Origin of the sequence: Legionella bozemanae (genome assembly GCF_900450575.1) — a bacterium.
Lineage (GTDB): Bacteria > Pseudomonadota > Gammaproteobacteria > Legionellales > Legionellaceae > Legionella > Legionella bozemanae.
Genome location: NZ_UGGY01000005.1, coordinates 19,690 through 42,753, shown reverse-complemented (window position 1 = coordinate 42,753; position 23,064 = coordinate 19,690). Strand labels below are relative to the sequence as shown.

The window sequence follows — 23,064 nt, the reverse complement described above, 5'->3', positions numbered from 1 at the left end:
AATCTCCGTTTAAAGGAAGGTACAGTTGCGCTTTCGCCACACCAGAAACCCATATTGGTCGGGAGTGTGCGGTTTAATTTTTCCAAACTCCCAAGCCAAAGTACTTAAACCCCCTGGGTAGCAGTGTTTGCCATCGGCTACTTGATTTACCATCTCATAGCGGTAACGGGATTTAGGGGTTACTGAATAGTGATGTTCTTTGCAAATCGCACCCGACGCAGGACTTGAATCAGATACTAACAATTCGCGGTGCATTTTGTAGTTCATGCGCTCGGTAAGAAGTAATGCGGTTTGTACGGGAGAAAGTGGGGCATGCACATGCCCTGTTAGCGGATAATGAGTACCTTGACTTCCTGCGCACCAAAAAAGGCTATCGATGGGCTTCTTAGTCAGTGTTGAGGACAGCGCATCCGCGGCACAAGAACTTGCTGCCACAGGATTACCAAACAGCACCGACTCAGGACTTAGGACAAAACTCATTTCGGAGTCTTGCCAGGTAGGGTCAAGTTCCGTGAGGTAGGCAATATCAAAATCTCCACCCTGCATACAACCCACTGAAGTGATGAGATTAAGCCAGCTCATAAGCGGGTATTTATACCAATGGACGTGAAAAAACGCACGCTGTTGGCCATTACCAACCACATGACGCCCTCCCCTGCTCTGTTTCAAACCCAAATTGAGCTTGATGCCTCCAAGATTCACCAGGCAATAAGGCGTGTCGGTAACATCGGTGAGTGCCACTGGCTCCCAAAAACCAATATTGAGTCCCACACGCAACCCCATAGGACTTGGACATACACCAATGGGACTTGCTGCATTGTCGGTATCGGGAAGGGATGAATTCACTACCTTAATGTTGCCTATCGACAAAGGAAATAAGCATCGCCAACACACATCACGAATGGGATTGACGAAATGTCCGATACATTGCTTGCTCCATCCTGCATAAGAAAAAACGAAGAGGATTGCGACAAAAAAGACTCTAAAGAACATCGCCATTCTCCTTGATTGCCTGCTCGACAATGACAAGACGATTGCCTTTGCGAGTAACGATTGCCGGAATGTGAGTGATATGGAGTTTGCTTGTAATTTTTCCTGCCTGGTCGAAATAAATGACTGCGTGCAGCTTTTTTTCGGCGGTATTGATGGCGCCACCCGTCAGAATCAATTTAGGATTCGGACAGCTTGTTTTTTGATGCTGCGCCCAATTCATCTGCGCTTCATCATCCGCATTAAAGAACAACCAACAGGGTTGATAGGAAGGTAACTGCGACAGCGCATTCACGTTCATACCTTTGGGGTACAAAACATGACCTCGCGCATCGCTTATATCCTGACTTAAAGTGATTTCGGGCACGTAATGATGTGTTATTGAATGATTGGTGCGTGGAAGATTTAAGGCTGATGGCCTGTTGGCATGCTCGGCTGCCGTTTGAATCCAGCGCTGATTCATTGCCTCAAGTTCTCCACTGATATTCAAAGCCGTCAACCGTTCTTCAATGAGCTTTAAAAAGCTCTTTTCACCCACAGGAAAGACCTCGCCAATCACTCCAAAGGATTTGGCATGAATCTGACCCATGGAAATCATAAGAAGAATCAAGCAACATAGGATGTTCACGATTTGTTCCTCATGGCTTTACTTAACTTAATCCGCACCTCATCGGTAATATCTACCCCTCCAGCAAAAACATCATTCTTCCTTAAAATGATGACCTTCTTTTGCTGTGAAGTATCAACCAGTACCTTATTAAGTACCTCATTAAATCTTCTAGTAGACTGCTGCACCTGGGATTCGGTCGCCTTTATTTCTGCCAATTGGCGAATGAATTGTCCCTGCACCACCTCTTTATCAAAAAGGACAATTTCGGTATTTGGCGCGAGGTAGAATATCGCTCCAATAGTGAACGACATGGCACCTAAACCGCTAAGGGCATGAATTACTCGCATCATGACGCTCCATAGTATTTATGTGCAACTTGCTTGATTGCTTCACTTAAGGAAATACCCGACTTTATCAATGCTTCGATTTCCCCAAACTCATCGCCGGATGTAGAAAATAAAACCCTGGAGAACGGATCGGAAAAGTAGCGATGAAAGGAATACACACCGCCACACTGAATCATAAAATCAGAAAATCCCTGTAATTTGGCCTCACCAAATGACTCAATCACTCGTTGTTGTAATGGGGTAAACAAAGTAGGATGCTGCTCTATATACTCTTTGAATGATCCTTGCTTCATAATAAATTTGGTATCAGAGCACGCTGCAATCGCCTGTCCTTGCGCCGTATTTTTTGTATCGGATAATTGTTGAGTAACCCCTGAAAACCCTGCAAGGTATTTTCTTGCTGTACGCCACCCCTGTTCAATAAAGTTCGCCATAAGGGGGTTGGAACTTTTCATCAACGGACGCCAGATTTCATCAAAGTTACATTGTTTTTTTAATCGTCTGTCGGAATGATAAAACTGACCTTGAATAATTATGATCATCACAAACATCACAATAATCAGTAATTGGGGATTGGATTCAAATCCTCCGAGTTCGAAAACCGTGAACATGGATTCGTTGAATAATGGGGTTTGACCATTACAAAGGGAACCATATAAACCGTCCTTTCCATATTTACCTAAAAGTACCAACAAGTCTTTGAGGCGTCTGTCATTTTTTCCTTCCGGTTTTTGCAAAATCCCCTTTAAAGCATCCAACACATCATCGATACAACACTGGTTTTTCTTTTCTTTCCAAGCCATTAACAAAGCATCGAGTAGCCAGTCCTTTTGAACTTCATCCAATCCTTGTTCGGGACTTGCCATAATGGCGAGTAAATCTCTAATTTGAATGTAGTTGTTAACTTGCTTCCCTGAAATCTCCGTAGTCCCTTCAAAATCAAACAGGGTAAACGGATTTAAGCTAATAGTTGTTGCATCGACATAAGTACCACCAACCATCTGACATAAATGTTTGTAAGATTCTCCTAAATCAATAACAAAAATTTGATGACCACGAGATAATCCGTCTAAAAGTAGTGCTTGCTGTAAATAGGATTTACCCGCACCAGGTGCCGCAACCGTCAAGCGGTTATAATTAGCAATGGATAAATTGCGATCATCAAAAGGATCATAAAAAAACAATTGATGCCTGTAGGTGGGCATTAACAAGCCTTCCTTGCACCCTTTAAAGTCAGCAACCAAAGGCAGAAGATTCGCCACATTATAATTACTGAGCCTCTTAGTCAGCCCCATTAACTCCAGACGCGAAAACAATCCTTCCGTTAACACAAAAGGCAGTGAACCTAAAAAGCGAAGCCATTGCGTGCCATGACTTTGTGTGAGCGTAAAGCCGTGTTGGCGATAACTACTGATCGCCTTCGCCACGTGCTCACGCTCGTTTTCAATGCTTGTAAACAGCATGAGATTATAAAAGGTAGGCAATAAATCCATGTTATCTCGTGACACTTCCTGATGAACAAGACTCCATTGCGCGGCTTGTTCAGCCGTACCAGGTGCTAAGAAATTTTGTACGTAATTGTTGTTGCTGTTCGTATCTTTTGCGCGACTTTTGGCGATTTTTTTTGTTTTTTCACGATTAACACCGCGAATGGTAAAACTTATTAAAAAAGGACATTGAATACCATGCTCAGGACGTAACAGATTGGCAAATAAGTCCGATGTTTGCCATAAGGCAAATTGTGATTTTTTATCCTGTGCGTCAGGCCATTTACTGATTTGGCAATTAACGACCCTCACCTTTTGTTCTTCATGCTCTAAGTTATGGCTTGAAATGTCGATGCATTTATCATGAATCTCATACACGCTCGTTAGATTTGGGATAGAATCACGAACCAATCCATCTTCGTTATTATCGATTAATGGCCATGCAATCTCATCTAAAGATGGCGATACAAGAGTTCGCATCAAGGATTTAAACTCAAGCCTCTCCATTCGATAAAAACCAAATCCTGCTACTTTTAATTCTGACTCCCAGTCCTCGCGCAAACGACTTAAATCGTGCGTATTCCCTGCATGGTGTCGCCTTGAAATGAAGAGGTACGCGGTGTAATCCGCAAGCTGGGCAGGAACATTACGGCCATTTTTGTAGCCCTCTTTTATGGCTTTAAGATGAAAATCAATGCTCATTTTAGCAAGTTCTGCATAGATTCCCCCGCGTTTTAAAATAGGAGAAAAGCTCTCTGAAAGCCTATGAGATAAATAACGATGCTTGTAAAGCATCACGGTACAATCAACACCTGCTGGCAACTTATTCTTAAAAAGCTCTGCAAGTGAGTGCATTAGTGATTCATCAGCACCGCAACTGGGTAAGACACTTAAACCAAACCCAATGGAATTTTGGTTTATAAATAAAAGCTCCTCATTAATCGTTTCATAGGGAAGTAAACTCCTGAATGAGGGCAAGTCCAAGTGCAACGATTCTTTACCCTTTTGATACTCAAAGAGAGATTGCGGTTCACTGCTTAGGGTTTCTCCCAGTTGATGACTAAACCGGTGCAATAAGCTCCTTGCTTTATCACGCCAAACAGAGAAATTTACGCCCATGATTGCTCCTTAAGGTTTGTTGCCACCCACAACGATTGACCGTTATTTTGTTGGATGATTTTCCCTTGGTGGTTTGGGATAGTGTGTTCTGCTTTCATCATGCCCCGCCGTGCAGAATTGGGCTTTACCTCATCGGCGAAACGGGTCATGGCATCGACTTGTTCAATGGTCAAACAACTATCTCCCGCTGTGGCATTACAACTGAAATTGGAGTTCATCGTGCCGCATCCTGTAAGCAATGCGCTCAGTATTGAAATGAAACAAAGTAAACCAGACCTCATCGTAAACCTCCCATTTCATTGCGGTTTAAGGTATTGAGGCGGTCAATACGCCCCAAGACTTCGGGAGGAACTGTAAAGTTCATCTCAGAAGTTGGATTTTCGTCTTGAGATGCAATCAATCCTTGTGTTTCGTGTTGTGCTTTTACTTGATTCATTGCATGCTGACTCTTGTCTTCATCGGGCTCTAAGTAAAATCCGTCTTTAAAAACCACGGTAACGACATTGCCCGAGCCTACTTGAATGACAGGATGGTATTGCTCTGCGCGTTTGACGTAGTATGCCGACAAGGTATCTGCCGCTTTGGAGGCACCTCCATAGGCTGCAAAGGGCGCAATTTGACTGCTAGGCACAACCGATGTTGCACCATATGGCCCAATGGCTTGGACGCTTTGGGCGTATTGTGCAGCAGACGCAACTCCCGATAAAGCACCACTTATACCCGCCCAAGTCATGACCTTGTTATCTCGCATCAAGGGCTTTCCTTTAATTCCAACCTTGCCATTGAAAAACACCCACCCAGTAACCTCCTTATCAATAATGGGCTGGCCAGGATGAGCACACGACAGACGATACAATGTGGCAAAAGCGCGCTCACTGGAAATATCTCCATAGGAATTGGCACTGACGCGACATCCTCTTAAGCGTGAGCGCTCGCCATTAGGTAGTGTGCCATCTTCCAAGAATTTAAAGAGCATTACGCCATTATTTTTCGATTGGCCATTAACTGATGCATCGGCATCGGCCCCGCCTAAAATCACCGCGCGTACCGAGGTATTGGATGGGACATAATGAGCGGGGTTAAGATAAAAATTAGGATGTGCTTTTTTAATATGCCGTTTAGGTCGAAACGACACCGTGTGAATGCGAGGAGCTGCATTCGATAAAATAGTGCCGTTACCATTCATCATTGTGTTCATGGCATAGGTATTGGGATTATGCCACAGTTGTGGGTTTTGTACTTCGTTTAATTCAGAAGGATTGTTTTGGTGTTCCAAATGACTTTGTTTTTCCTGATTGGTTAAAGCCAGCTCGTGTACTTGTGCTGTGAGTTCTTCTTTTTGTGCTTGCAATTCTTTTTGGTACGCTTCCCCCATCGTTTTAATGTTTTGTGTTAATTCGCTTATTTGTTTTTTTAATGATTCAAGTTCTGTTTGCTGGGTGGTTAACGCTTGGTCTGCAACGGCATCGGTAAATGAATCGTCTACGATTCCTGTTAAATCGACTGATTTTTTTGTAGTGGCTGTTTTCTTAAGACGTCCCTCTGCCAACAAGACAATCATCATGGCGATGATGAAGAAAACGATGCATCCCACACCAATTAAAGTGCGAATCTGATTCTCTTTAACCTTTTTATTGAATTGCCAGTTAGCCATGACGACTCGCTTCCACACGATACAGCATGGCTTTTTCTCCAGGATTAATGGAGGCTTTGGAAAATTTAATCGCCAAAATTCCGTCTTTTGCAAACCATTCTTGAGATAGCTCCAATGGCTCTTTACCACCGTTATATAACTCCATGGTTTCACCCTTCAAGAGCTTACCATCCCAGGACTCTTTAGGGAGGAGGGTTAATCCTTTTGACCAGCGCTGTGCTTTTCCAAATTGACGTGTTACCCGCACATCGGCAAAAGGTTTGTGGTGCTCCATGTGGGTGAGCATGGCAAGAATTGCTTCGGGTACGGCCTCATGAGTTATCGTTTTCGGATTTTCTTTTATAGTGTTAGCTTGAGAGGCGACAACTTTGGGTTGTGGTGGTGAAACCAACTCAATCGTTTTGCCTAATGACTCTTCACCATTTAATGTGACTGAAAAATGAGTGCCTTTCTCAGTAGTTACAAACAAAGTAAATGGATTAGTCGCAGACAACATCACATAAACCGAACCATCTTGCTCGTCGCGTTTGATGGCCATGCTATTGGGTGGAAATACTGCTTCTATGATTTTATCGTTCTTCACTACAATGCGGCTGTAATTATTTTGAGAAAGCGTCAATGCGATGTCACTATTCTCTTTCACCGAGATACTATTAGCTCCCATAGTCATCGTAGATATTAATGCTAATGCGACACTTAATGGTTTACGCATGATTGAACTCCTTAAAAGGCGAAAACTTAATGATGGATAAGCGACTGTCTTTATATTGGAACTGCAACAGGTAGGTTTTACGTTCATCGTTTAGCGGTTGAAGCCCGACATAGCGTTTCAATACCCCAGAAACAACAGCGGTCAGTTGATTGGGATTCGTTTTAATTTGGGTGATAGCAAAGGTAGAAGACATCTTTTTGGCTTTAATTACTTTCGCCTCATTCGTTAAAAACCGAAGCATCTGGGTGTACTTTTGATGGTTCACAAAAGAGAGTAAGCGCTTGTGGTTGGCATCGACTGTTTCAGGGGTTACATTTAAACGCTCATTAACGAAGTTTTCAGCCATGAGGCTAAGATAATGACCATCGACACGGGTTGCTGATTTAAAATAACCCGGATTTCCAGAAAATGGCGTTACTTCAATGGTATGATGGTTCCAGACTGTGTTAATAAAGCAAGACAACAAGACGTTAGATACTAAAAGACCAAACACCAGAACCACCATCAAGTTAAATCGTGCAGAGAGTTGGCTTAAGCGGCTTTGATAACTTTTAAAATCCATTTTTTTCTCCTTAAGCCACATACACACGGTGGTGGGATAAAGGGAGTTTGGGCAGAAAAAACTGGGTAACCATGCTTGGCAAATACCAGTAAGCCAACACTAAGAGGGCTTTTGGACCCTCCCCTTTCTTCAAATACCGCAACCCACTTAACAAACTGAATCCAAATAGAGAAACCCATACCTTTTGATTCGAGATAATGAGCAGCATAAAGCCAATACCTGCCCCCACCAGTTCGTCCATGGTTAACGTTAAGATTCTCTTAGGCGCATCAATATGGTTTAAGAATTGATAGTTCATGTTGCTCATTCTTCCCTTCCTCTCAAAATACAAACGTTTTAAGTAAAAAGGCTGGAATAAAAGCAACAGCAGTTACTCCAACAAACACCATAGGATTTTTACTCTTCACAGCCATGGCGGTGGCTAAAATGATGTCTACTAAAATAAAAACTTTCCAAAACATGGAGCCACTTCCTAATGAATCTTTGACATCCCCTTCCAAAGCTTTTGCCAATAAATCATTTGCCAGTACGTTTTTTGACAGCAAAAAAACGACAAGAGCTGAGCTTACTCTGTTCATCAAACTGAATCTTTTTTTACCTATTTTCATTGTTTTCTCCGTTTTTAGGTTGTACAAATCCCTTAAGCACTTGGATGGCCTAATTTTTAACACCAATTAAAGTTATAAGTTTTGCGAATTAAATCGTCTTTTAGGTTAGATGGTTCATTAGAATATTCCCGAAATGACTTTAACTAATCCTTGTTCTAATGCCCCCCTGGCATCGGCAAACTTCAAATTGACCTTGTCTGCATTGGAAACGACACGTGTTCTATAACGCTGATATTGCGTCTTGCGCGAATAGGTTTGAGAGGTCATTGTGCTATTTCCATTTTTTAAACGTGATTGGAAGTGTTCGTTTACCTTAACCCCCTTCCCTACTTTCTCGCTGATTTGAATGTCGGTAATCATGGTGTAATTGACGTCTTTCACTAACGAATCCGCAGCCAAACCCACAAGGCCACCTGTAAGGCCCCCAGCAATCATTCCCGTGCCTGTTTGAGTTAAGCTTCCTGCCGCTGTTCCTGCCACAGCACCTGCAATCACTGAACCATAGCCGCCACCAAGTGCAGATTGACTTGCAGCAACACTCATCTTACCCACTTTGAGCACATTAGCTTGCAATAGGTAGTGCGCCGAACTTGGATTATTGACTACCGTGTAGTCATGTTTCATCAAGGCTGTTTTTAATTGTGGCGCGATATTGATTTCTTCATCTGATGTGTTTTTCACTGACAAATACACTGTTTTCTGCGCTTTAGAAACAGGATCTAAAAAGATAGTCTCACTTTGCTTCGTACTGACTTGCAGTGACCTATGCTCTAATGCTGTTTGTGTTGCAGCACAACCTGTTATCACTGCTGCGGAACTTACTGCGAACACTTTGAATAACTTTCTGCTGTTTTTTTTCATGCTATTCCTTATCTTTTTTCTTTTCTGTACCCGAATCACCCCAGAGGTTCTCAACAGGGTGCCTCTTGTTGTGAAGACATCACTTGTCTTAACTGTTCTTCAATGTCATGAATTTTGTTTTTAGCCTGGTTAATAATCGTTTCAAAATGGGCTCGTGTATGTTCCCTGGCAGTTGTAAGCAACTTTTGAAAATGACTGACTTCGGCATGGGCCTCCTTAAGTTCATTTTCAAGTTGCTTCACAATTGAAGTGTTTGATTTTTTCGTTGTGGAAACGTCGCGCACCATACCCGCAGGTGTTTGCCAACCTCCCCTCAAAATGACCCCACGGATGGCATTGAGCTTTCGACTAAAGTCATTACCACAGGCAGTGAAATGCTTGGGATTAAGCAAACAAAATTCAATCTCTGCACTTAAATCTTCTTTTTGCGGAGAGTTGAGGCTTTTAACCAGGCTGGTTACACGGTGTTTCTGGGCTTGAGTAAGTTCAATGCCAATCAATGCATCCTCTTGCGATAAGCGATCAACTGGAGATTGTTCCTTAACGACTTTAGCAAATGGTTTCTCTTCATGATTTGATGATTGAGAAAAAAGAACAGCAGCAGCTTGTGGTTGAGCGTGAACAGTCGTTGCTTTACCCGGAGCACTATTGCTTGCTGCTGCTGTTTTATTATTTAGTTTCTTATTACTTATTCTATTAATATTTATTAGTGTCGGATTTTCCGGCGTCGGGTTTCCAGTCGCCGGGCTTACCGGAGACGGGTTTTCAGGGCTCGGTGTTGTTTGCTCATTTTTTACCGAAGACGGCTTTCAGGCTCTGGGATTCTACCGGGATTTTGGCACTCTGGAATTTCTAAAACAAAGTACTCAATCCCACCAAAACGACCACTTGCATCATCTCGGCAAGCAGATTTTTGAATATAGCGGCTTGTTCTAATTCGCCAAGGAATCCTCGAACCAAAGTAAATGGATTAGTCGCAGACAACATCACATAAACCGAACCATCTTGCTCGTCGCGTTTGATGGCCATGCTATTGGGTGGAAATACTGGCTTCTATGATTTTATCGTTCTTCACTACAATGCGGCTGTAATTATTTGAGAAAGCGTCAATGCGATGTCACTATTCTCTTTCACCGAGATACTATTAGCTCCCATAGTCATCGTAGATATTAATGCTAATGCGACACTTAATGGTTTACGCATGATTGAACTCCTTAAAAGGCGAAAACTTAATGATGGATAAGCGACTGTCTTTATATTGGAACTGCAACAGGTAGGTTTTACGTTCATCGTTTAGCGGTTGAAGCCCGACATAGCGTTTCAATACCCCAGAAACAACAGCGGTCAGTTGATTGGGATTCGTTTTAATTTGGGTGATAGCAAAGGTAGAAGACATCTTTTTGGCTTTAATTACTTTCGCCTCATTCGTTAAAAACCGAAGCATCTGGGTGTACTTTTGATGGTTCACAAAAGAGAGTAAGCGCTTGTGGTTGGCATCGACTGTTTCAGGGGTTACATTTAAACGCTCATTAACGAAGTTTTCAGCCATGAGGCTAAGATAATGACCATCGACACGGGTTGCTGATTTAAAATAACCCGGATTTCCAGAAAATGGCGTTACTTCAATGGTATGATGGTTCCAGACTGTGTTAATAAAGCAAGACAACAAGACGTTAGATACTAAAAGACCAAACACCAGAACCACCATCAAGTTAAATCGTGCAGAGAGTTGGCTTAAGCGGCTTTGATAACTTTTAAAATCCATTTTTTTCTCCTTAAGCCACATACACACGGTGGTGGGATAAAGGGAGTTTGGGCAGAAAAAACTGGGTAACCATGCTTGGCAAATACCAGTAAGCCAACACTAAGAGGGCTTTTGGACCCTCCCCTTTCTTCAAATACCGCAACCCACTTAACAAACTGAATCCAAATAGAGAAACCCATACCTTTTGATTCGAGATAATGAGCAGCATAAAGCCAATACCTGCCCCCACCAGTTCGTCCATGGTTAACGTTAAGATTCTCTTAGGCGCATCAATATGGTTTAAGAATTGATAGTTCATGTTGCTCATTCTTCCCTTCCTCTCAAAATACAAACGTTTTAAGTAAAAAGGCTGGAATAAAAGCAACAGCAGTTACTCCAACAAACACCATAGGATTTTTACTCTTCACAGCCATGGCGGTGGCTAAAATGATGTCTACTAAAATAAAAACTTTCCAAAACATGGAGCCACTTCCTAATGAATCTTTGACATCCCCTTCCAAAGCTTTTGCCAATAAATCATTTGCCAGTACGTTTTTTGACAGCAAAAAAACGACAAGAGCTGAGCTTACTCTGTTCATCAAACTGAATCTTTTTTTACCTATTTTCATTGTTTTCTCCGTTTTTAGGTTGTACAAATCCCTTAAGCACTTGGATGGCCTAATTTTTAACACCAATTAAAGTTATAAGTTTTGCGAATTAAATCGTCTTTTAGGTTAGATGGTTCATTAGAATATTCCCGAAATGACTTTAACTAATCCTTGTTCTAATGCCCCCCTGGCATCGGCAAACTTCAAATTGACCTTGTCTGCATTGGAAACGACACGTGTTCTATAACGCTGATATTGCGTCTTGCGCGAATAGGTTTGAGAGGTCATTGTGCTATTTCCATTTTTTAAACGTGATTGGAAGTGTTCGTTTACCTTAACCCCCTTCCCTACTTTCTCGCTGATTTGAATGTCGGTAATCATGGTGTAATTGACGTCTTTCACTAACGAATCCGCAGCCAAACCCACAAGGCCACCTGTAAGGCCCCCAGCAATCATTCCCGTGCCTGTTTGAGTTAAGCTTCCTGCCGCTGTTCCTGCCACAGCACCTGCAATCACTGAACCATAGCCGCCACCAAGTGCAGATTGACTTGCAGCAACACTCATCTTACCCACTTTGAGCACATTAGCTTGCAATAGGTAGTGCGCCGAACTTGGATTATTGACTACCGTGTAGTCATGTTTCATCAAGGCTGTTTTTAATTGTGGCGCGATATTGATTTCTTCATCTGATGTGTTTTTCACTGACAAATACACTGTTTTCTGCGCTTTAGAAACAGGATCTAAAAAGATAGTCTCACTTTGCTTCGTACTGACTTGCAGTGACCTATGCTCTAATGCTGTTTGTGTTGCAGCACAACCTGTTATCACTGCTGCGGAACTTACTGCGAACACTTTGAATAACTTTCTGCTGTTTTTTTTCATGCTATTCCTTATCTTTTTTCTTTTCTGTACCCGAATCACCCCAGAGGTTCTCAACAGGGTGCCTCTTGTTGTGAAGACATCACTTGTCTTAACTGTTCTTCAATGTCATGAATTTTGTTTTTAGCCTGGTTAATAATCGTTTCAAAATGGGCTCGTGTATGTTCCCTGGCAGTTGTAAGCAACTTTTGAAAATGACTGACTTCGGCATGGGCCTCCTTAAGTTCATTTTCAAGTTGCTTCACAATTGAAGTGTTTGATTTTTTCGTTGTGGAAACGTCGCGCACCATACCCGCAGGTGTTTGCCAACCTCCCCTCAAAATGACCCCACGGATGGCATTGAGCTTTCGACTAAAGTCATTACCACAGGCAGTGAAATGCTTGGGATTAAGCAAACAAAATTCAATCTCTGCACTTAAATCTTCTTTTTGCGGAGAGTTGAGGCTTTTAACCAGGCTGGTTACACGGTGTTTCTGGGCTTGAGTAAGTTCAATGCCAATCAATGCATCCTCTTGCGATAAGCGATCAACTGGAGATTGTTCCTTAACGACTTTAGCAAATGGTTTCTCTTCATGATTTGATGATTGAGAAAAAAGAACAGCAGCAGCTTGTGGTTGAGCGTGAACAGTCGTTGCTTTACCCGGAGCACTATTGCTTGCTGCTGCTGTTTTATTATTTAGTTTCTTATTACTTATTCTATTAATATTTATTAGTGTCGGATTTTCCGGCGTCGGGTTTCCAGTCGCCGGGCTTACCGGAGACGGGTTTTCAGGGCTCGGTGTTGTTTGCTCATTTTTTACCGAAGACGGCTTTTCAGGCTCTGGGATTCTACCGGGATTTTGGCACTCTGGAATTTCTAAAACAAAGTACTCAATCCCACCAAAACGACCACTTGCATCATCTCGGCAAGCAGATTTTTGAATATAGCCGGCTTGTTCTAATTCGCCAAGGAATCCTCGAACTGCATCCCTTCCATTTGTAGCCCTTTCTCTTAAATCAGAAACTCGTACTTTCCAATCATCAGGTAATGACATCAGATAGGCATGTAGTCCTTTAGCCCCCCATGATAAGGAGTCATCATTCAGACACGTCTTATCGAGAATTACAAAGTTTTGTTGTTTTTTATGAATTCGAAGTACTGCCATGATCTGCGTCCATTGCTTCTGGTTGGTTTGGAATGGTTTGATTTAATTCGGAGATAGAGCGATATCGTATGAGGTGATCTTCAAGACGTAATGCCGCTTCTGGAATCTTTTTTCTTCCAGATCTCATACAAGATTCGGATAAAAGCTTATTAGCCTCCTCTGAAAGCTGGAAAGAAATATAAACTTTTGGATATTTTTTATTATTGCTTTTCGATTCCAATTTTTACTCCTGTAAAAATTTTTATTGTTTCAATTATTTCTTTTAAAAACGAATCACAAAAGATACAAATATTCATAATAATTTTTTAATAAAACAATAATGAATCATTATAGATTTAATGTCAATGCAGCTTGTATCATATGTGATACAATATTTATTGGTATTACCTTTTAGATAAATTTTTGAATGAACTCAAAACGAAGAGACTTATAATCGTATATATAAAATCTACAATTGAGTAACTCGATATATTTAATATATGGCTTATGCAAAATGCTGATATAAAAAATAAACACGTATACATATTGATAGAAAACAGCCTATTTTGAGAATAAAAAGATATTTTTTTTGGAATTCTTTTTATGAAAGTATCTGCTATGGAAGATAATACAAAGGGAAAAATAAACTTAATCGAGTTATTCATAATTATATGATGCAACATACGAAATGCGTCTACTTTATGGTCATCATAAGGAAAGGGCAATTCTATTATCCATGAAAAATATAACATAAAAGCAATAACTATTATAATTACAATCATCAAAATCTTATTTGACTCCCACAAGAAAAGATTGTCATTAATGTGTGAAAATAACAGAATTAAAAAAGGTAAAAATAAAATTTCACCATGAAAATTTATTTCTTGAACTAAAAAAGATTGCCCCACCAAAAGAATGGATAAGAAAAAAAAAGTTAAAAAAATGCTATTTTGAATTGTTTGGAAATAACTATAGGTCGCTCTCTTCCGCATTATTATTTGAGAGGTATCTGTTTCAGAGGCAGATAATGAGAATCCTAATGATAATGCATCTTGATATTGAAGAGCACTTATTAGTTTTTTATTATTAAATAATTCCTTCGCAGAAACTGATATTTTTTTATCTATATTTTTAACTTTAAGTTTAATAATTTCACTGGATCCTTGAAATTGTCGTCCTTGAATTTCAAGAAATGGCTGTATTCTTACCATAAGATAACTATCTGGCACCGTAATAAATTTATAATCTTTTGCAGTAGATTCAATGTTTTTCTCGTTTGCTAATATCCCTATAATACACAAATCAATTGGATGTAAGGTACTTAAATACTCTTTATAGGTAAAGATCTCTTTAATAGAAATGTGAAATATAGTTCTCTTATTTCTAATTTTCAGAACAAGTATTGTTTGTTTTAAATTTTTATCAAAGTAATATCCATCTAATTTTGTCGCATATTCTTTTAGATTTTTCTTGTACCACATCATAGATTTTATCCACTACAATAACTTAAAAATCAACTTACAGATACTCTCGACTATAGTTTTTACATCATTACATTTTACTAATTCATCAACATTTAAATTACAGCTTATTGAAAAGACCTTTTTACCAAATTGCAACCCATATGCAACTTCCGATAGCGTGCCATTACCACCTCCAATGGCAATTAAACAAAAAGAAGATGAGGCGATAAGTGCATTTCGCGCAAAACCTATTCCAGTTGCTAAGGGAATTGAAACATATTGGTTTGCGCTTTCTATCGTATATTCAGGCAATAAACCTATGCTAATACCATTATTTTCTCTAACTCCTTTGCAAACAGCTTCCATCACACCTTTTCTACCACCGCATATTACCATAAGCCCTAAATTAGAAAGTTCTCTACCAATTTCAAAAGCTTTTTGATATTGGTCTTCTTCTGGCATATTTGCACCTATAACTCCAATCGGTTGTTTAATTTTATTACTAGAATTTTGTAATTTTTTTACCGCACCCTCATATGTGCATATTTCTAATGTGTCAGGTAGTTCATTCACTTCAACCCAGTTAAAAGTATCCATATCAAAAATCTTGTTACTGGATAAATAAAAATTGTTTGTCTTTGGATCATAAAACATTCTGAACTCTCTCTAATTTTAAAGATTTTAAGTAATTACAAATCCATATGTTGAAAGGTGTAGCTAAAATTTCAAATAAGATTTTGTATGTATATGAGATAAATGCGATAAGAAACATATCTTGAGAAGTAAATGATCCATACCAAGATATAAAAACTGCAATGAACTGAAAAAATGCCTCACCAATCGCAGTTGAAGATATAAATCTAAAGGCAAGAAACTTTTGATTAAAATGTAATTTCATTTTTGATAAAACATAGTTATTTATCCTGCCTCCAACATACAAAGATAAAACAAAAGATAAAGCATGGCGAGGCAAAGTATTAACTACTGAATAAAAATTTTCATATGAATTATTTATATTATTTATTGATACCAATAAAACAACCAAAATCAACACATAAATTATAAAAACCAATATGTTTGTATTTAACATCACACGCGCATTGTCATACCCGAATATCTCCGTAACAATATCTTGTATAAAGAAGACAATTGGGATAAAAAAAATTCCACCAGTTATATAAAGTGTGTGACTTATATTGGGTAAGGTTAATGAAACTATTCTTGAAGTTAAGGCCATTCCAATTAATATGCTTCCCATATGAAATAAGGAGAGCAATTTGTAATATAAATCTTCTTTTTTAAGAAGAGCATCTTCACATAAATACATTTGTTTTCTTAGAAAGAACATTAATCATAACAATGTCGTGTTTCTATTATTACACCAATAATCTGGTCATTATTTTCTATTTGTATTGGTGGAAAAATACTGTTAATGGCTCTTAATATTTTGTAACTCCCTTCAATAAAAATTTGTCTAAATAAAATTTCTTTTTCCTTCTCTATATAGGCCAAAACAAAACTCTTATTTTTAACTTCTTTTATAGGATCAATAATTAATATTGTATTTTCAGGAAAGTTAGGCCACATTGCATCGCCGCTTGTTTTCAAAGCAAATAAACTATCTTTTTTACCAGAAACAAATACTACTCTACCCGAAGATAGATAATTATTATATTTATCTATCCAATTGCTACTATCTTGCCATTCTAATATGGGGATATACGATATATCATCTATTTTTTTTGTATCTGAATGTAAATTTAAAGGTTTTTTACCTAAAAGTTGATCCAACGATATATTAAAAAACTTTGCAATTGCTTCTAAAGTTGAAGATCTTGGATCTGGAGTTCTTCTGTTTATTAGACGACTTATTGTAATTCGTGGAATATTTGACTGACGACTAAACTCCGACTCACTCATATTATGGGATTTAAGTAGTCGACTTAAAACATTACTGATATTTATGCAGTCTACAGTCATATATTCTTATAGCATTAAAGAAAAATTAGTTTCATGATAGATAATGCAATAGAGTTTATCAAGTTGCCTCTAACATGCTTTATTCACTTAGTTATTATTTTTACTACTTTGTATAAACTAAGATAGATGAACTTCTATACTAGAAATTTTTTCTTAACGAGTAATAAAGAGCATAATTGACTTCATCAGTGTAAATTATTGTTTTTTTATTCCGAAGAATTGCTCTGGAATGAAACAAAAACTAGCAGATTCAACAATAATCAGCCTATATTTTCTTATCTACTTATCACTATACCTTATCATTTTTGGATCAGATTTTTGATAACTATTTATTATCAATAAGAAATAATTTAGGTATCAAATTAGATAACCAATTGGATACCTAATTAGGTATCAGTTCTTTTTTTAATTTAGGCCAAACATTTTCCTTAAAATGCAAACTAAGTTTCGCTGATTGAGGTGTAATATCTCCATTTTTCCTGTTGTTAGGCGCAATTTTTTCGATCTCATCTGACGACAGATTTTCATGCCAATTATTGAGAGCCCATTTAAAAGTTTCTTCCTCAAGTTGTTTTTGCCTTTCTGTTTGTGCTTTTCTCATCTCTAAAAGTTGTTGCATCGCAATTTCTTTTGGTGAACGATAATCTTTTTCAAACCACCCCTGCCCTTTTCTTAAAACTCCCATTAATACAGTTAACGGATCTTCATATTTTTTATACTTAGGGTTGTTATCTAATCCATAAGCAAAGTGGTTAATAGACTCCTGAACTACATCAGGCTCGTTTCTTTCTACGAGTTGTTTAATTTGAGTTTTAGAGAATCCAATATGAATCAATGGCTCGAAGTCAATTTTTTGCCATTCTTCTGGAATTGTTACTTCTATTTTTTTAGTAGTAGTATTTTTTAATATATTATTACTATTATTAGGAACATTGTTATCTAATTGATATCTAAAGGCTGTTATAAACTCCGCTGAGTTTGAAATGTTGTTGTATTTCTGTCTTTGCTCCAGAATTGTATCGAAGACTTCCTCTGTTAGTCCTAGATTTAAATAACCCATTCGGGCTTTCTTCCCCATATTTCTAATTATCAGGCCGTTTTTGATTAGTCTATTCAATGAGGTTTTTACTGTACCAATGGTGGTTTTAGACCATGTGGCTATAGTAATGGTTTCTATTGGTCCTGTTTCTAAACTATTACGTATCGTACATACATCAGCAATGAAGTTTAAAATACTTTTTTGAATACCTGTCAAACGTAATATTCTGTTATATAACGACGTGGCATCTATTGTGCTATCTATTTGGTATCTAATTGATGCTTGAGGGACTATCTTATTGCTACCTATATTGTTTTCTATAGGTACACTATTGTTATCTTGCTGTTTCTCTATTGTTACCTCATTGTTACCTAAATCAATATCTAAATCTGGCTTCTCATGTCTAAATTCCAATAATTGAAATGAGTTATCCATTTCTCTGCTTTGTTCAGGAACAGAAGACTTTTCATCAGCGTTATTGGGTGCATCATTAGTGGTAGTACCGTTATCGCCTGATAAATCCCAAGGTCTATAACTTTTCTTAACAAATTTCTTTTTATTGCGTTCTTTTAGAACGTCTTCTAAATTTGGCATAACTCAAGCTCCCTATTTCTTAAGCAGTTTCCATACTTTCATTCGTTGATTTGTTTAGTTCCTGCTTGAGCACTTGAATAGGTGATATTTGTAATAATTCACGAGTTAAACTATCAAAATCATCGCGTACACTGGATTTTTTTAACGAGCTAAAAGCATTTTTATTATCATCAGTTACATTTGGAATTTCTTGAGCATATTGTACTGTGGTTGACAGTACTTTTCCTTCTAACTCTGGGTCGGATATTAAAGATACTATTGCTTTATCTGATAAAATCGTTTTTCCACTAAATTTATTCAAATAGACTTTGTAATTGATATTTTTATGGTAACTTCTATTTAGCGTATCTACTTCTTGTTTAAGAATTTTTAATCCTTTCGCACTAAACTTATCTGGGTTAAGTGGAGCTAATATAATATCTGCATAAAGAGTTGCGGCAGTGACTGCTTGCCCCATAGTTGGTGGGCAATCTATAAAAATGAAGTCATATCTATCTTGAATTGGTTTTAAAATATTTTCATATAGCTTATCTAGTGGAAGTCTCTTGTTTACAATTTCATTATCAAGTATCACATTCTCAATCCTACTAGGAATTAAATCGTAACCCTCAGCAAGATTTACAATACTGTCTTCAATCGAACATTCTGATTTTATTACATCTATTAAAACTGGGAGTTCATCTGCATCTATTCCATTTGCATCAGTCAGATTTCCTTGTGGATCGGCGTCAATGACCAATACCTTTGCTCCATAAGTATTGGCACAACTTGCAATATTAAATATAGATGTTGTTTTACCAGTGCCACCTTTTACAATCTGGACAGCAATTTTTTTCTTTTTAAAACTATAATTGAAAATTTGTTTAGCACTTGAATAAGTTATATATGATTTATTGCCTATTTTTTCACAGGTTATATTTTTACTTTTAAGTTGCTTATGAACTGCCTGTGTTGAAATTCCAAGATATTCAGCAACATCAGATATAGATCTTTTTGGCTGTTCGATGCGATTATTCATTATTTTTATCCCTGGCCAAGTTGATAATTTAATCAATAATATACTTAAATCGGAAACCAAGTAAATAGGTTAATTATATAAAAATCAATTACTTTTATATTTACTGTATATTTTGATACACGAATTCCCTCTGGGTAAACCTCAGGAAATTCTACGCATAATTAGATTGATATCTTTAGCGTTATTCAAATAGATACCTTTATAATCAGCGTCGATACCTGTAGCGTTATACTTTTGGTGTTTTAAGTGATTCCTTAAGAGATACCTAAATTGATACTTAAACAAGTACCTTTATAAAGTTTGCTGATACCTAAAGATGATCTTTTGTGTTTCTTAATGACACATTAACCGCTACCCATATAGATACCTAAACATATGGGTAGCGCTATGGGTATCAATCTGCGCATTGCAATAGGTATCTCTTTAGGTATTATTCGCGATATCTCCATGTTATTAAAGCAAATGTAAAGATTTATAAAGATCTTAAAATTTAAACAACAGCAATTTAAATATTTTATTTTACGCAGTTGATTGTCTATCATTGATATCCATTGTAATACTTATAAGATACCTTTATGAGTCATTAAAAATTCATTTAGCGATATCTTTATTGATATCTTTATTGGATTTTGTCAATAAAATATTATTTTAATTAGATATCTTTAGAGATGCCTTTGGGATACATTATTAGATACCTAGTAAGTTATCTTAATTGATATCTAAATATGAAATATAATGTACAAATTAAATGAAAGATCATGAGTATAAAATCTACTTTTTTGAAAAATTGAATAGAAGTATCTATTCGAAATTCGGCGAGAAAGTTACACTCCAGATTCAAGAATAGATTCAGTGATTGAAAAAATGAATTTGATGACTGATGCTCAAATATAAAGTTATTCACATTTTCTGTTGATCACTCTGTGGGATAACAGTGGGGTTGCAAAATGGAATATACGAAACAGATATTAGCAATGCTAAGAGAGGGGGATTTTGCGCATCCTGGTGAAATTGAAGCAATCGAGCTTTCCTTGTCACTTATTGCTAAAAACAGTGAAGCACGCTTACTTGATGTTGGATGTGGATTAGGTGGAACTGCTCATTATGTACAAAAAAAAGGATGGGGTACAGTTACAGGCGTTGATATCGATAGTGATCTTATTGATCGCGCAAAGACGAGCTATCCTGATGTTCAATTTATATGCGAAGATATTTTGAACAGCACTAAGCTTGCCCACAAATCATTTCAATGTATCTATAGCTTCAGTGCCCTTTTTTGTTTTACATCTCAAGAAATTGCGTTAAAAAAATTATCACAGCTTTCAGATTCCCACGGGAGGCTCGTTTTATTTGATTACTCAAGACCCGATGCGACACCAATTCAAAGCCCCTTTCCATGGTCAAAAACAGCCTCTCGTTTTAATCCAATTTATTTACCCGAATTAAAAAAACAGCTCTCTGAAACTGGATGGAGATTTAATGAAAGCATTGATCTCAGTGAGTACTTTATACACTGGTATAAGTTGTTATTGCGTTCGTTTGAACAAAAGCGTGAGCAGGTTGAGCAGCAATTTGGTCAACACGCTTGGGATATTTTGTATTCAGGATTCAAGCAATTATTGATAGCTCTGGATGCAAAAAAAATAGGTGGTATTGTGGTGTATGCAAACCTGAATCATACTTAATCTGTTTCAAGGCACTGATATTTTCTAATAGGAAAAACGGCTACTTCAGAGATTTACGACCAGGTTGTGAAGGCATTCAAGGCTTATTATTCGATGTCTTTATCCGCGATAGTTTTTCTATAGAAAAAACAAAGAACCATTTTATAATGACACCTATTTTTTCTTCATAGTATCTTATGCTGCGATTCTTATTGTTACTGTGCTGTATCTCTCTAAGTTATGCCCAATCCCCAGGCTCCTTTTCACAATCTAAGAAAATTGCAGCGCAATTATTTCAGAAACACCCACAAACCATATATTGCCAATGCAGTTATGAAGATAAAGAAGTCAATTTATCCAGTTGTGGCATGCAAGCAGCAGATTCAATCAAAAGAGCACATCGCATTGAGTGGGAGCATATTATGGCTGCCGAACACTTTGGGCAGCAATTTGCCTGTTGGCGTGAACTCATGTGCGAGGACAAACATGGAAAACCCTATAAAGGGCGACGATGTTGTGAAAAAATCGATGAACAGTTTCGCCATGTGGAAGCTGAGCTTTATAACTTGTGGCCCGAAGTATGGGTGGTGAATCAGGCGCGTTCGAACTATCGGTTTAGTGTGTTGCCTGAACAGCCCGATTATCTGGGGTGTACGATGAAAATTGATAAAAAATTGCGGCGGGCTGAGCCGCCAGATTCTGCCAAAGGAGTTGTGGAACGCGCTTATTTATTTATGGCGGAATATTATAGATTATCCTTAAGCTCATCACAAAGACAATTGTTTATGGTTTGGAATAAAACATTTCCTCCAAGTTCCTGGGAAAAACAATGGGCATTGCACGTTGCTGCAATTGAAGGATATGAAAATCCTTACATTCTCAATTGGCAAGAAAATGTATCACAAAAGATGGCTTCTCGATAAGAAGAATCACTTTGGTGTTTTTCTTATTGTGACATTAGTATCTTCCTGTAATGAGAAGACTGACGGATTATTTTCTAAGAAATCAGTAGCCCGTCTATTAACTTCCTCAGATTTTTTATCAAATTCTGTTGAGTTTTTTTTGGCACTGTCAAGTTGTTAATACGAAGGCAAATCAGGTCAAAAAGAGTTCTATTTAAAATTTTAGGCAAACCTCGCCCGCGCAACAATTTCTTGCCACTGGCTCCATGCAAAGAGCAGGTGCTTACGTTGGTTACTTGCGGCCATTTTATAACGATGAGTACCAAATAGGTTCTTATTTGTGGGTTTAATTACAGGATTGGGGCAAATGCGAATGGAAGTATAATAAACTGAGTGTGAGTAGGAAAATGTCGTTGCGTTTAAATATTAGACCCGAAGTTAGCACTTAGATATAATTTTCTCGGGAATTTAGATTAATAACAAAGAGAGAAAAAATATGTTTAAAAAACATGATTGGAACTATTATTACAACAAAATTGAATCCGCTGAGAGAGCTTATCACTCGTATAAAATAGATGATAAACATAATTTAAAGTTGATAAAAGAATGGGAAAAAAGCGTAACTGAAGCAGGATATTATCATAATAAAACAGTGACGCAAGAGGGCATCAGCAATGTATCTACAGCAAGACAACAATTTCTTGAGACTCAAAAACACCTCGTCAAGGAAGCGAAATCACGGGATCATGGTGAGTATTATGGCATGGGCCTAGGGTACGGATTGAAATAAGAATGACGCATGTCGGCTCTACGCGTTTTCGCGTGGAGTCGCACAATTTTAGGCTCCAATGTAATGGGACTTGTGTGGAGTTTAGATGATCTCTTGCGAAATAGAGCCTCTAACCTCGAGAATGGGCTGATATCTGCAATAATGATTGTATTAAGCAAAGATTGCAATAATAACCAGATGGTTTGAGGAATTGGATGCAGAACACACGTTATATGAACCTTACAGAAGCTTCTATCCTTCTTGTGCTATTAGCTAACTTCCGAAAAAACCTAATAACTTTATTAATGCGTTGGAAATATTTAATAAAGG

At 37.9% G+C, this 23,064-nt stretch carries 29 protein-coding genes; 3 read left to right on the top strand and 26 right to left on the bottom strand.

Annotation, left to right across the window (positions count from 1 at the left end):
* Positions 1 to 9: 9 nt before the first annotated feature.
* The 26 genes from traU to DY223_RS18400 form a co-directional block, all read right to left on the bottom strand.
* Positions 10 to 993: a conjugal transfer pilus assembly protein TraU gene (gene traU, locus DY223_RS18520; protein ID WP_058460600.1), complete on the bottom strand. Its 984-nt coding sequence runs from the start codon at positions 991 to 993 to the stop codon at positions 10 to 12.
* Positions 983 to 1,618 carry a type-F conjugative transfer system protein TraW gene (traW, locus tag DY223_RS18515; RefSeq protein ID WP_082642484.1) on the bottom strand — a complete coding sequence of 212 codons (636 nt, stop codon included), beginning with the start codon at positions 1,616 to 1,618 and terminating at the stop codon, positions 983 to 985. Before traW ends, traU begins: the two co-directional genes overlap by 11 nt.
* Positions 1,615 to 1,950 (bottom strand): TrbI F-type domain-containing protein, encoded by a 336-nt coding sequence (locus DY223_RS18510; protein ID WP_235810571.1) that lies wholly within the window; start codon positions 1,948 to 1,950, stop codon positions 1,615 to 1,617. Before DY223_RS18510 ends, traW begins: the two co-directional genes overlap by 4 nt.
* Positions 1,947 to 4,553, bottom strand: a complete 2,607-nt coding sequence (traC, locus tag DY223_RS18505; RefSeq protein ID WP_058460597.1) for a type IV secretion system protein TraC — start codon at positions 4,551 to 4,553, stop codon at positions 1,947 to 1,949. The genes DY223_RS18510 and traC overlap by 4 nt, the downstream gene beginning before the upstream one ends.
* Positions 4,544 to 4,834, bottom strand: coding sequence for a TraV family lipoprotein (locus DY223_RS18500; RefSeq protein WP_058460596.1), 291 nt, complete (start codon positions 4,832 to 4,834; stop codon positions 4,544 to 4,546). Before DY223_RS18500 ends, traC begins: the two co-directional genes overlap by 10 nt.
* The gene (locus DY223_RS18495; RefSeq protein ID WP_064115131.1) at positions 4,831 to 6,207 is read right to left on the bottom strand and encodes a TrbI/VirB10 family protein; all 1,377 of its coding nucleotides are present in this window, start codon (positions 6,205 to 6,207) and stop codon (positions 4,831 to 4,833) included. The genes DY223_RS18500 and DY223_RS18495 overlap by 4 nt, the downstream gene beginning before the upstream one ends.
* Entirely contained in the window at positions 6,200 to 6,919 is a 720-nt protein-coding gene (gene traK / locus DY223_RS18490; RefSeq protein WP_058460595.1) for a type-F conjugative transfer system secretin TraK, read from the bottom strand. Before traK ends, DY223_RS18495 begins: the two co-directional genes overlap by 8 nt.
* The gene (traE, locus tag DY223_RS18485; protein ID WP_058460594.1) at positions 6,912 to 7,481 is read right to left on the bottom strand and encodes a type IV conjugative transfer system protein TraE; all 570 of its coding nucleotides are present in this window, start codon (positions 7,479 to 7,481) and stop codon (positions 6,912 to 6,914) included. Before traE (DY223_RS18485) ends, traK begins: the two co-directional genes overlap by 8 nt.
* 10 nt (positions 7,482 to 7,491) lie before the next feature.
* The gene (traL, locus tag DY223_RS18480) at positions 7,492 to 7,788 is read right to left on the bottom strand and encodes a type IV conjugative transfer system protein TraL (protein ID WP_058460593.1); all 297 of its coding nucleotides are present in this window, start codon (positions 7,786 to 7,788) and stop codon (positions 7,492 to 7,494) included.
* A 13-nt stretch (positions 7,789 to 7,801) separates the two neighbouring features.
* A complete protein-coding gene (locus tag DY223_RS18475) occupies positions 7,802 to 8,089 on the bottom strand; it encodes a hypothetical protein (protein WP_115684405.1) in 288 nt (95 codons plus the stop codon).
* A 117-nt stretch (positions 8,090 to 8,206) separates the two neighbouring features.
* Positions 8,207 to 8,950, bottom strand: coding sequence for a complement resistance protein TraT (locus DY223_RS18470; RefSeq protein ID WP_115684404.1), 744 nt, complete (start codon positions 8,948 to 8,950; stop codon positions 8,207 to 8,209).
* Between the two features lie 50 nt (positions 8,951 to 9,000).
* Entirely contained in the window at positions 9,001 to 9,450 is a 450-nt protein-coding gene (locus tag DY223_RS19320; protein WP_176580216.1) for a hypothetical protein, read from the bottom strand.
* Positions 9,451 to 9,802: 352 nt separating this feature from the next.
* The gene (locus tag DY223_RS19610; RefSeq protein ID WP_259293224.1) at positions 9,803 to 9,979 is read right to left on the bottom strand and encodes a hypothetical protein; all 177 of its coding nucleotides are present in this window, start codon (positions 9,977 to 9,979) and stop codon (positions 9,803 to 9,805) included.
* A 45-nt stretch (positions 9,980 to 10,024) separates the two neighbouring features.
* Positions 10,025 to 10,153 (bottom strand): hypothetical protein, encoded by a 129-nt coding sequence (locus tag DY223_RS19605; RefSeq protein ID WP_259293223.1) that lies wholly within the window; start codon positions 10,151 to 10,153, stop codon positions 10,025 to 10,027.
* The gene (gene traE / locus DY223_RS18455) at positions 10,146 to 10,715 is read right to left on the bottom strand and encodes a type IV conjugative transfer system protein TraE (protein ID WP_058460594.1); all 570 of its coding nucleotides are present in this window, start codon (positions 10,713 to 10,715) and stop codon (positions 10,146 to 10,148) included. The genes DY223_RS19605 and traE (DY223_RS18455) overlap by 8 nt, the downstream gene beginning before the upstream one ends.
* Before the next feature lie 10 nt (positions 10,716 to 10,725).
* On the bottom strand, positions 10,726 to 11,022 hold the full coding sequence (traL, locus tag DY223_RS18450) for a type IV conjugative transfer system protein TraL (RefSeq protein WP_058460593.1): 297 nt from the start codon (positions 11,020 to 11,022) through the stop codon (positions 10,726 to 10,728).
* A 13-nt stretch (positions 11,023 to 11,035) separates the two neighbouring features.
* On the bottom strand, positions 11,036 to 11,323 hold the full coding sequence (locus DY223_RS18445; protein WP_115684405.1) for a hypothetical protein: 288 nt from the start codon (positions 11,321 to 11,323) through the stop codon (positions 11,036 to 11,038).
* A 117-nt stretch (positions 11,324 to 11,440) separates the two neighbouring features.
* Positions 11,441 to 12,184 carry a complement resistance protein TraT gene (locus tag DY223_RS18440; protein WP_115684404.1) on the bottom strand — a complete coding sequence of 248 codons (744 nt, stop codon included), beginning with the start codon at positions 12,182 to 12,184 and terminating at the stop codon, positions 11,441 to 11,443.
* 50 nt (positions 12,185 to 12,234) lie between these two features.
* Positions 12,235 to 13,326 carry a replication protein gene (locus tag DY223_RS18435; RefSeq protein ID WP_115684403.1) on the bottom strand — a complete coding sequence of 364 codons (1,092 nt, stop codon included), beginning with the start codon at positions 13,324 to 13,326 and terminating at the stop codon, positions 12,235 to 12,237.
* Positions 13,304 to 13,546 carry a TraY domain-containing protein gene (locus tag DY223_RS18430; protein ID WP_058460591.1) on the bottom strand — a complete coding sequence of 81 codons (243 nt, stop codon included), beginning with the start codon at positions 13,544 to 13,546 and terminating at the stop codon, positions 13,304 to 13,306. The genes DY223_RS18435 and DY223_RS18430 overlap by 23 nt, the downstream gene beginning before the upstream one ends.
* A gap of 163 nt (positions 13,547 to 13,709) precedes the next feature.
* A complete protein-coding gene (locus DY223_RS18425) occupies positions 13,710 to 14,789 on the bottom strand; it encodes a hypothetical protein (RefSeq protein WP_058460976.1) in 1,080 nt (359 codons plus the stop codon).
* Positions 14,790 to 14,801: 12 nt separating this feature from the next.
* Complete coding sequence (locus DY223_RS18420; protein ID WP_058460977.1) at positions 14,802 to 15,422, bottom strand: TIGR00725 family protein; 621 nt, start codon at positions 15,420 to 15,422, stop codon at positions 14,802 to 14,804.
* Complete coding sequence (locus DY223_RS18415) at positions 15,412 to 16,095, bottom strand: queuosine precursor transporter (protein WP_058460978.1); 684 nt, start codon at positions 16,093 to 16,095, stop codon at positions 15,412 to 15,414. Before DY223_RS18415 ends, DY223_RS18420 begins: the two co-directional genes overlap by 11 nt.
* A gap of 20 nt (positions 16,096 to 16,115) precedes the next feature.
* Positions 16,116 to 16,748, bottom strand: a complete 633-nt coding sequence (locus DY223_RS18410) for a helix-turn-helix domain-containing protein (protein WP_058460979.1) — start codon at positions 16,746 to 16,748, stop codon at positions 16,116 to 16,118.
* A gap of 382 nt (positions 16,749 to 17,130) precedes the next feature.
* Positions 17,131 to 18,381 carry a hypothetical protein gene (locus tag DY223_RS18405; protein ID WP_058460980.1) on the bottom strand — a complete coding sequence of 417 codons (1,251 nt, stop codon included), beginning with the start codon at positions 18,379 to 18,381 and terminating at the stop codon, positions 17,131 to 17,133.
* Positions 18,382 to 18,400: 19 nt separating this feature from the next.
* On the bottom strand, positions 18,401 to 19,399 hold the full coding sequence (locus DY223_RS18400) for an AAA family ATPase (RefSeq protein ID WP_058460981.1): 999 nt from the start codon (positions 19,397 to 19,399) through the stop codon (positions 18,401 to 18,403).
* Positions 19,400 to 20,346: 947 nt separating this feature from the next.
* On the opposite strand from DY223_RS18400, the gene DY223_RS18395 reads away from it, so the two are divergent.
* The 3 genes from DY223_RS18395 to DY223_RS18385 all read left to right on the top strand — a co-directional run bounded on the left by DY223_RS18395 (position 20,347) and on the right by DY223_RS18385 (position 22,755).
* Positions 20,347 to 21,084 carry a class I SAM-dependent methyltransferase gene (locus tag DY223_RS18395; protein ID WP_058460982.1) on the top strand — a complete coding sequence of 246 codons (738 nt, stop codon included), beginning with the start codon at positions 20,347 to 20,349 and terminating at the stop codon, positions 21,082 to 21,084.
* Positions 21,085 to 21,260: 176 nt separating this feature from the next.
* Positions 21,261 to 21,986 carry an endonuclease gene (locus DY223_RS18390; protein ID WP_058460983.1) on the top strand — a complete coding sequence of 242 codons (726 nt, stop codon included), beginning with the start codon at positions 21,261 to 21,263 and terminating at the stop codon, positions 21,984 to 21,986.
* Positions 21,987 to 22,461: 475 nt separating this feature from the next.
* Positions 22,462 to 22,755, top strand: a complete 294-nt coding sequence (locus DY223_RS18385; protein ID WP_058460984.1) for a hypothetical protein — start codon at positions 22,462 to 22,464, stop codon at positions 22,753 to 22,755.
* Positions 22,756 to 23,064: the final 309 nt, after the last annotated feature.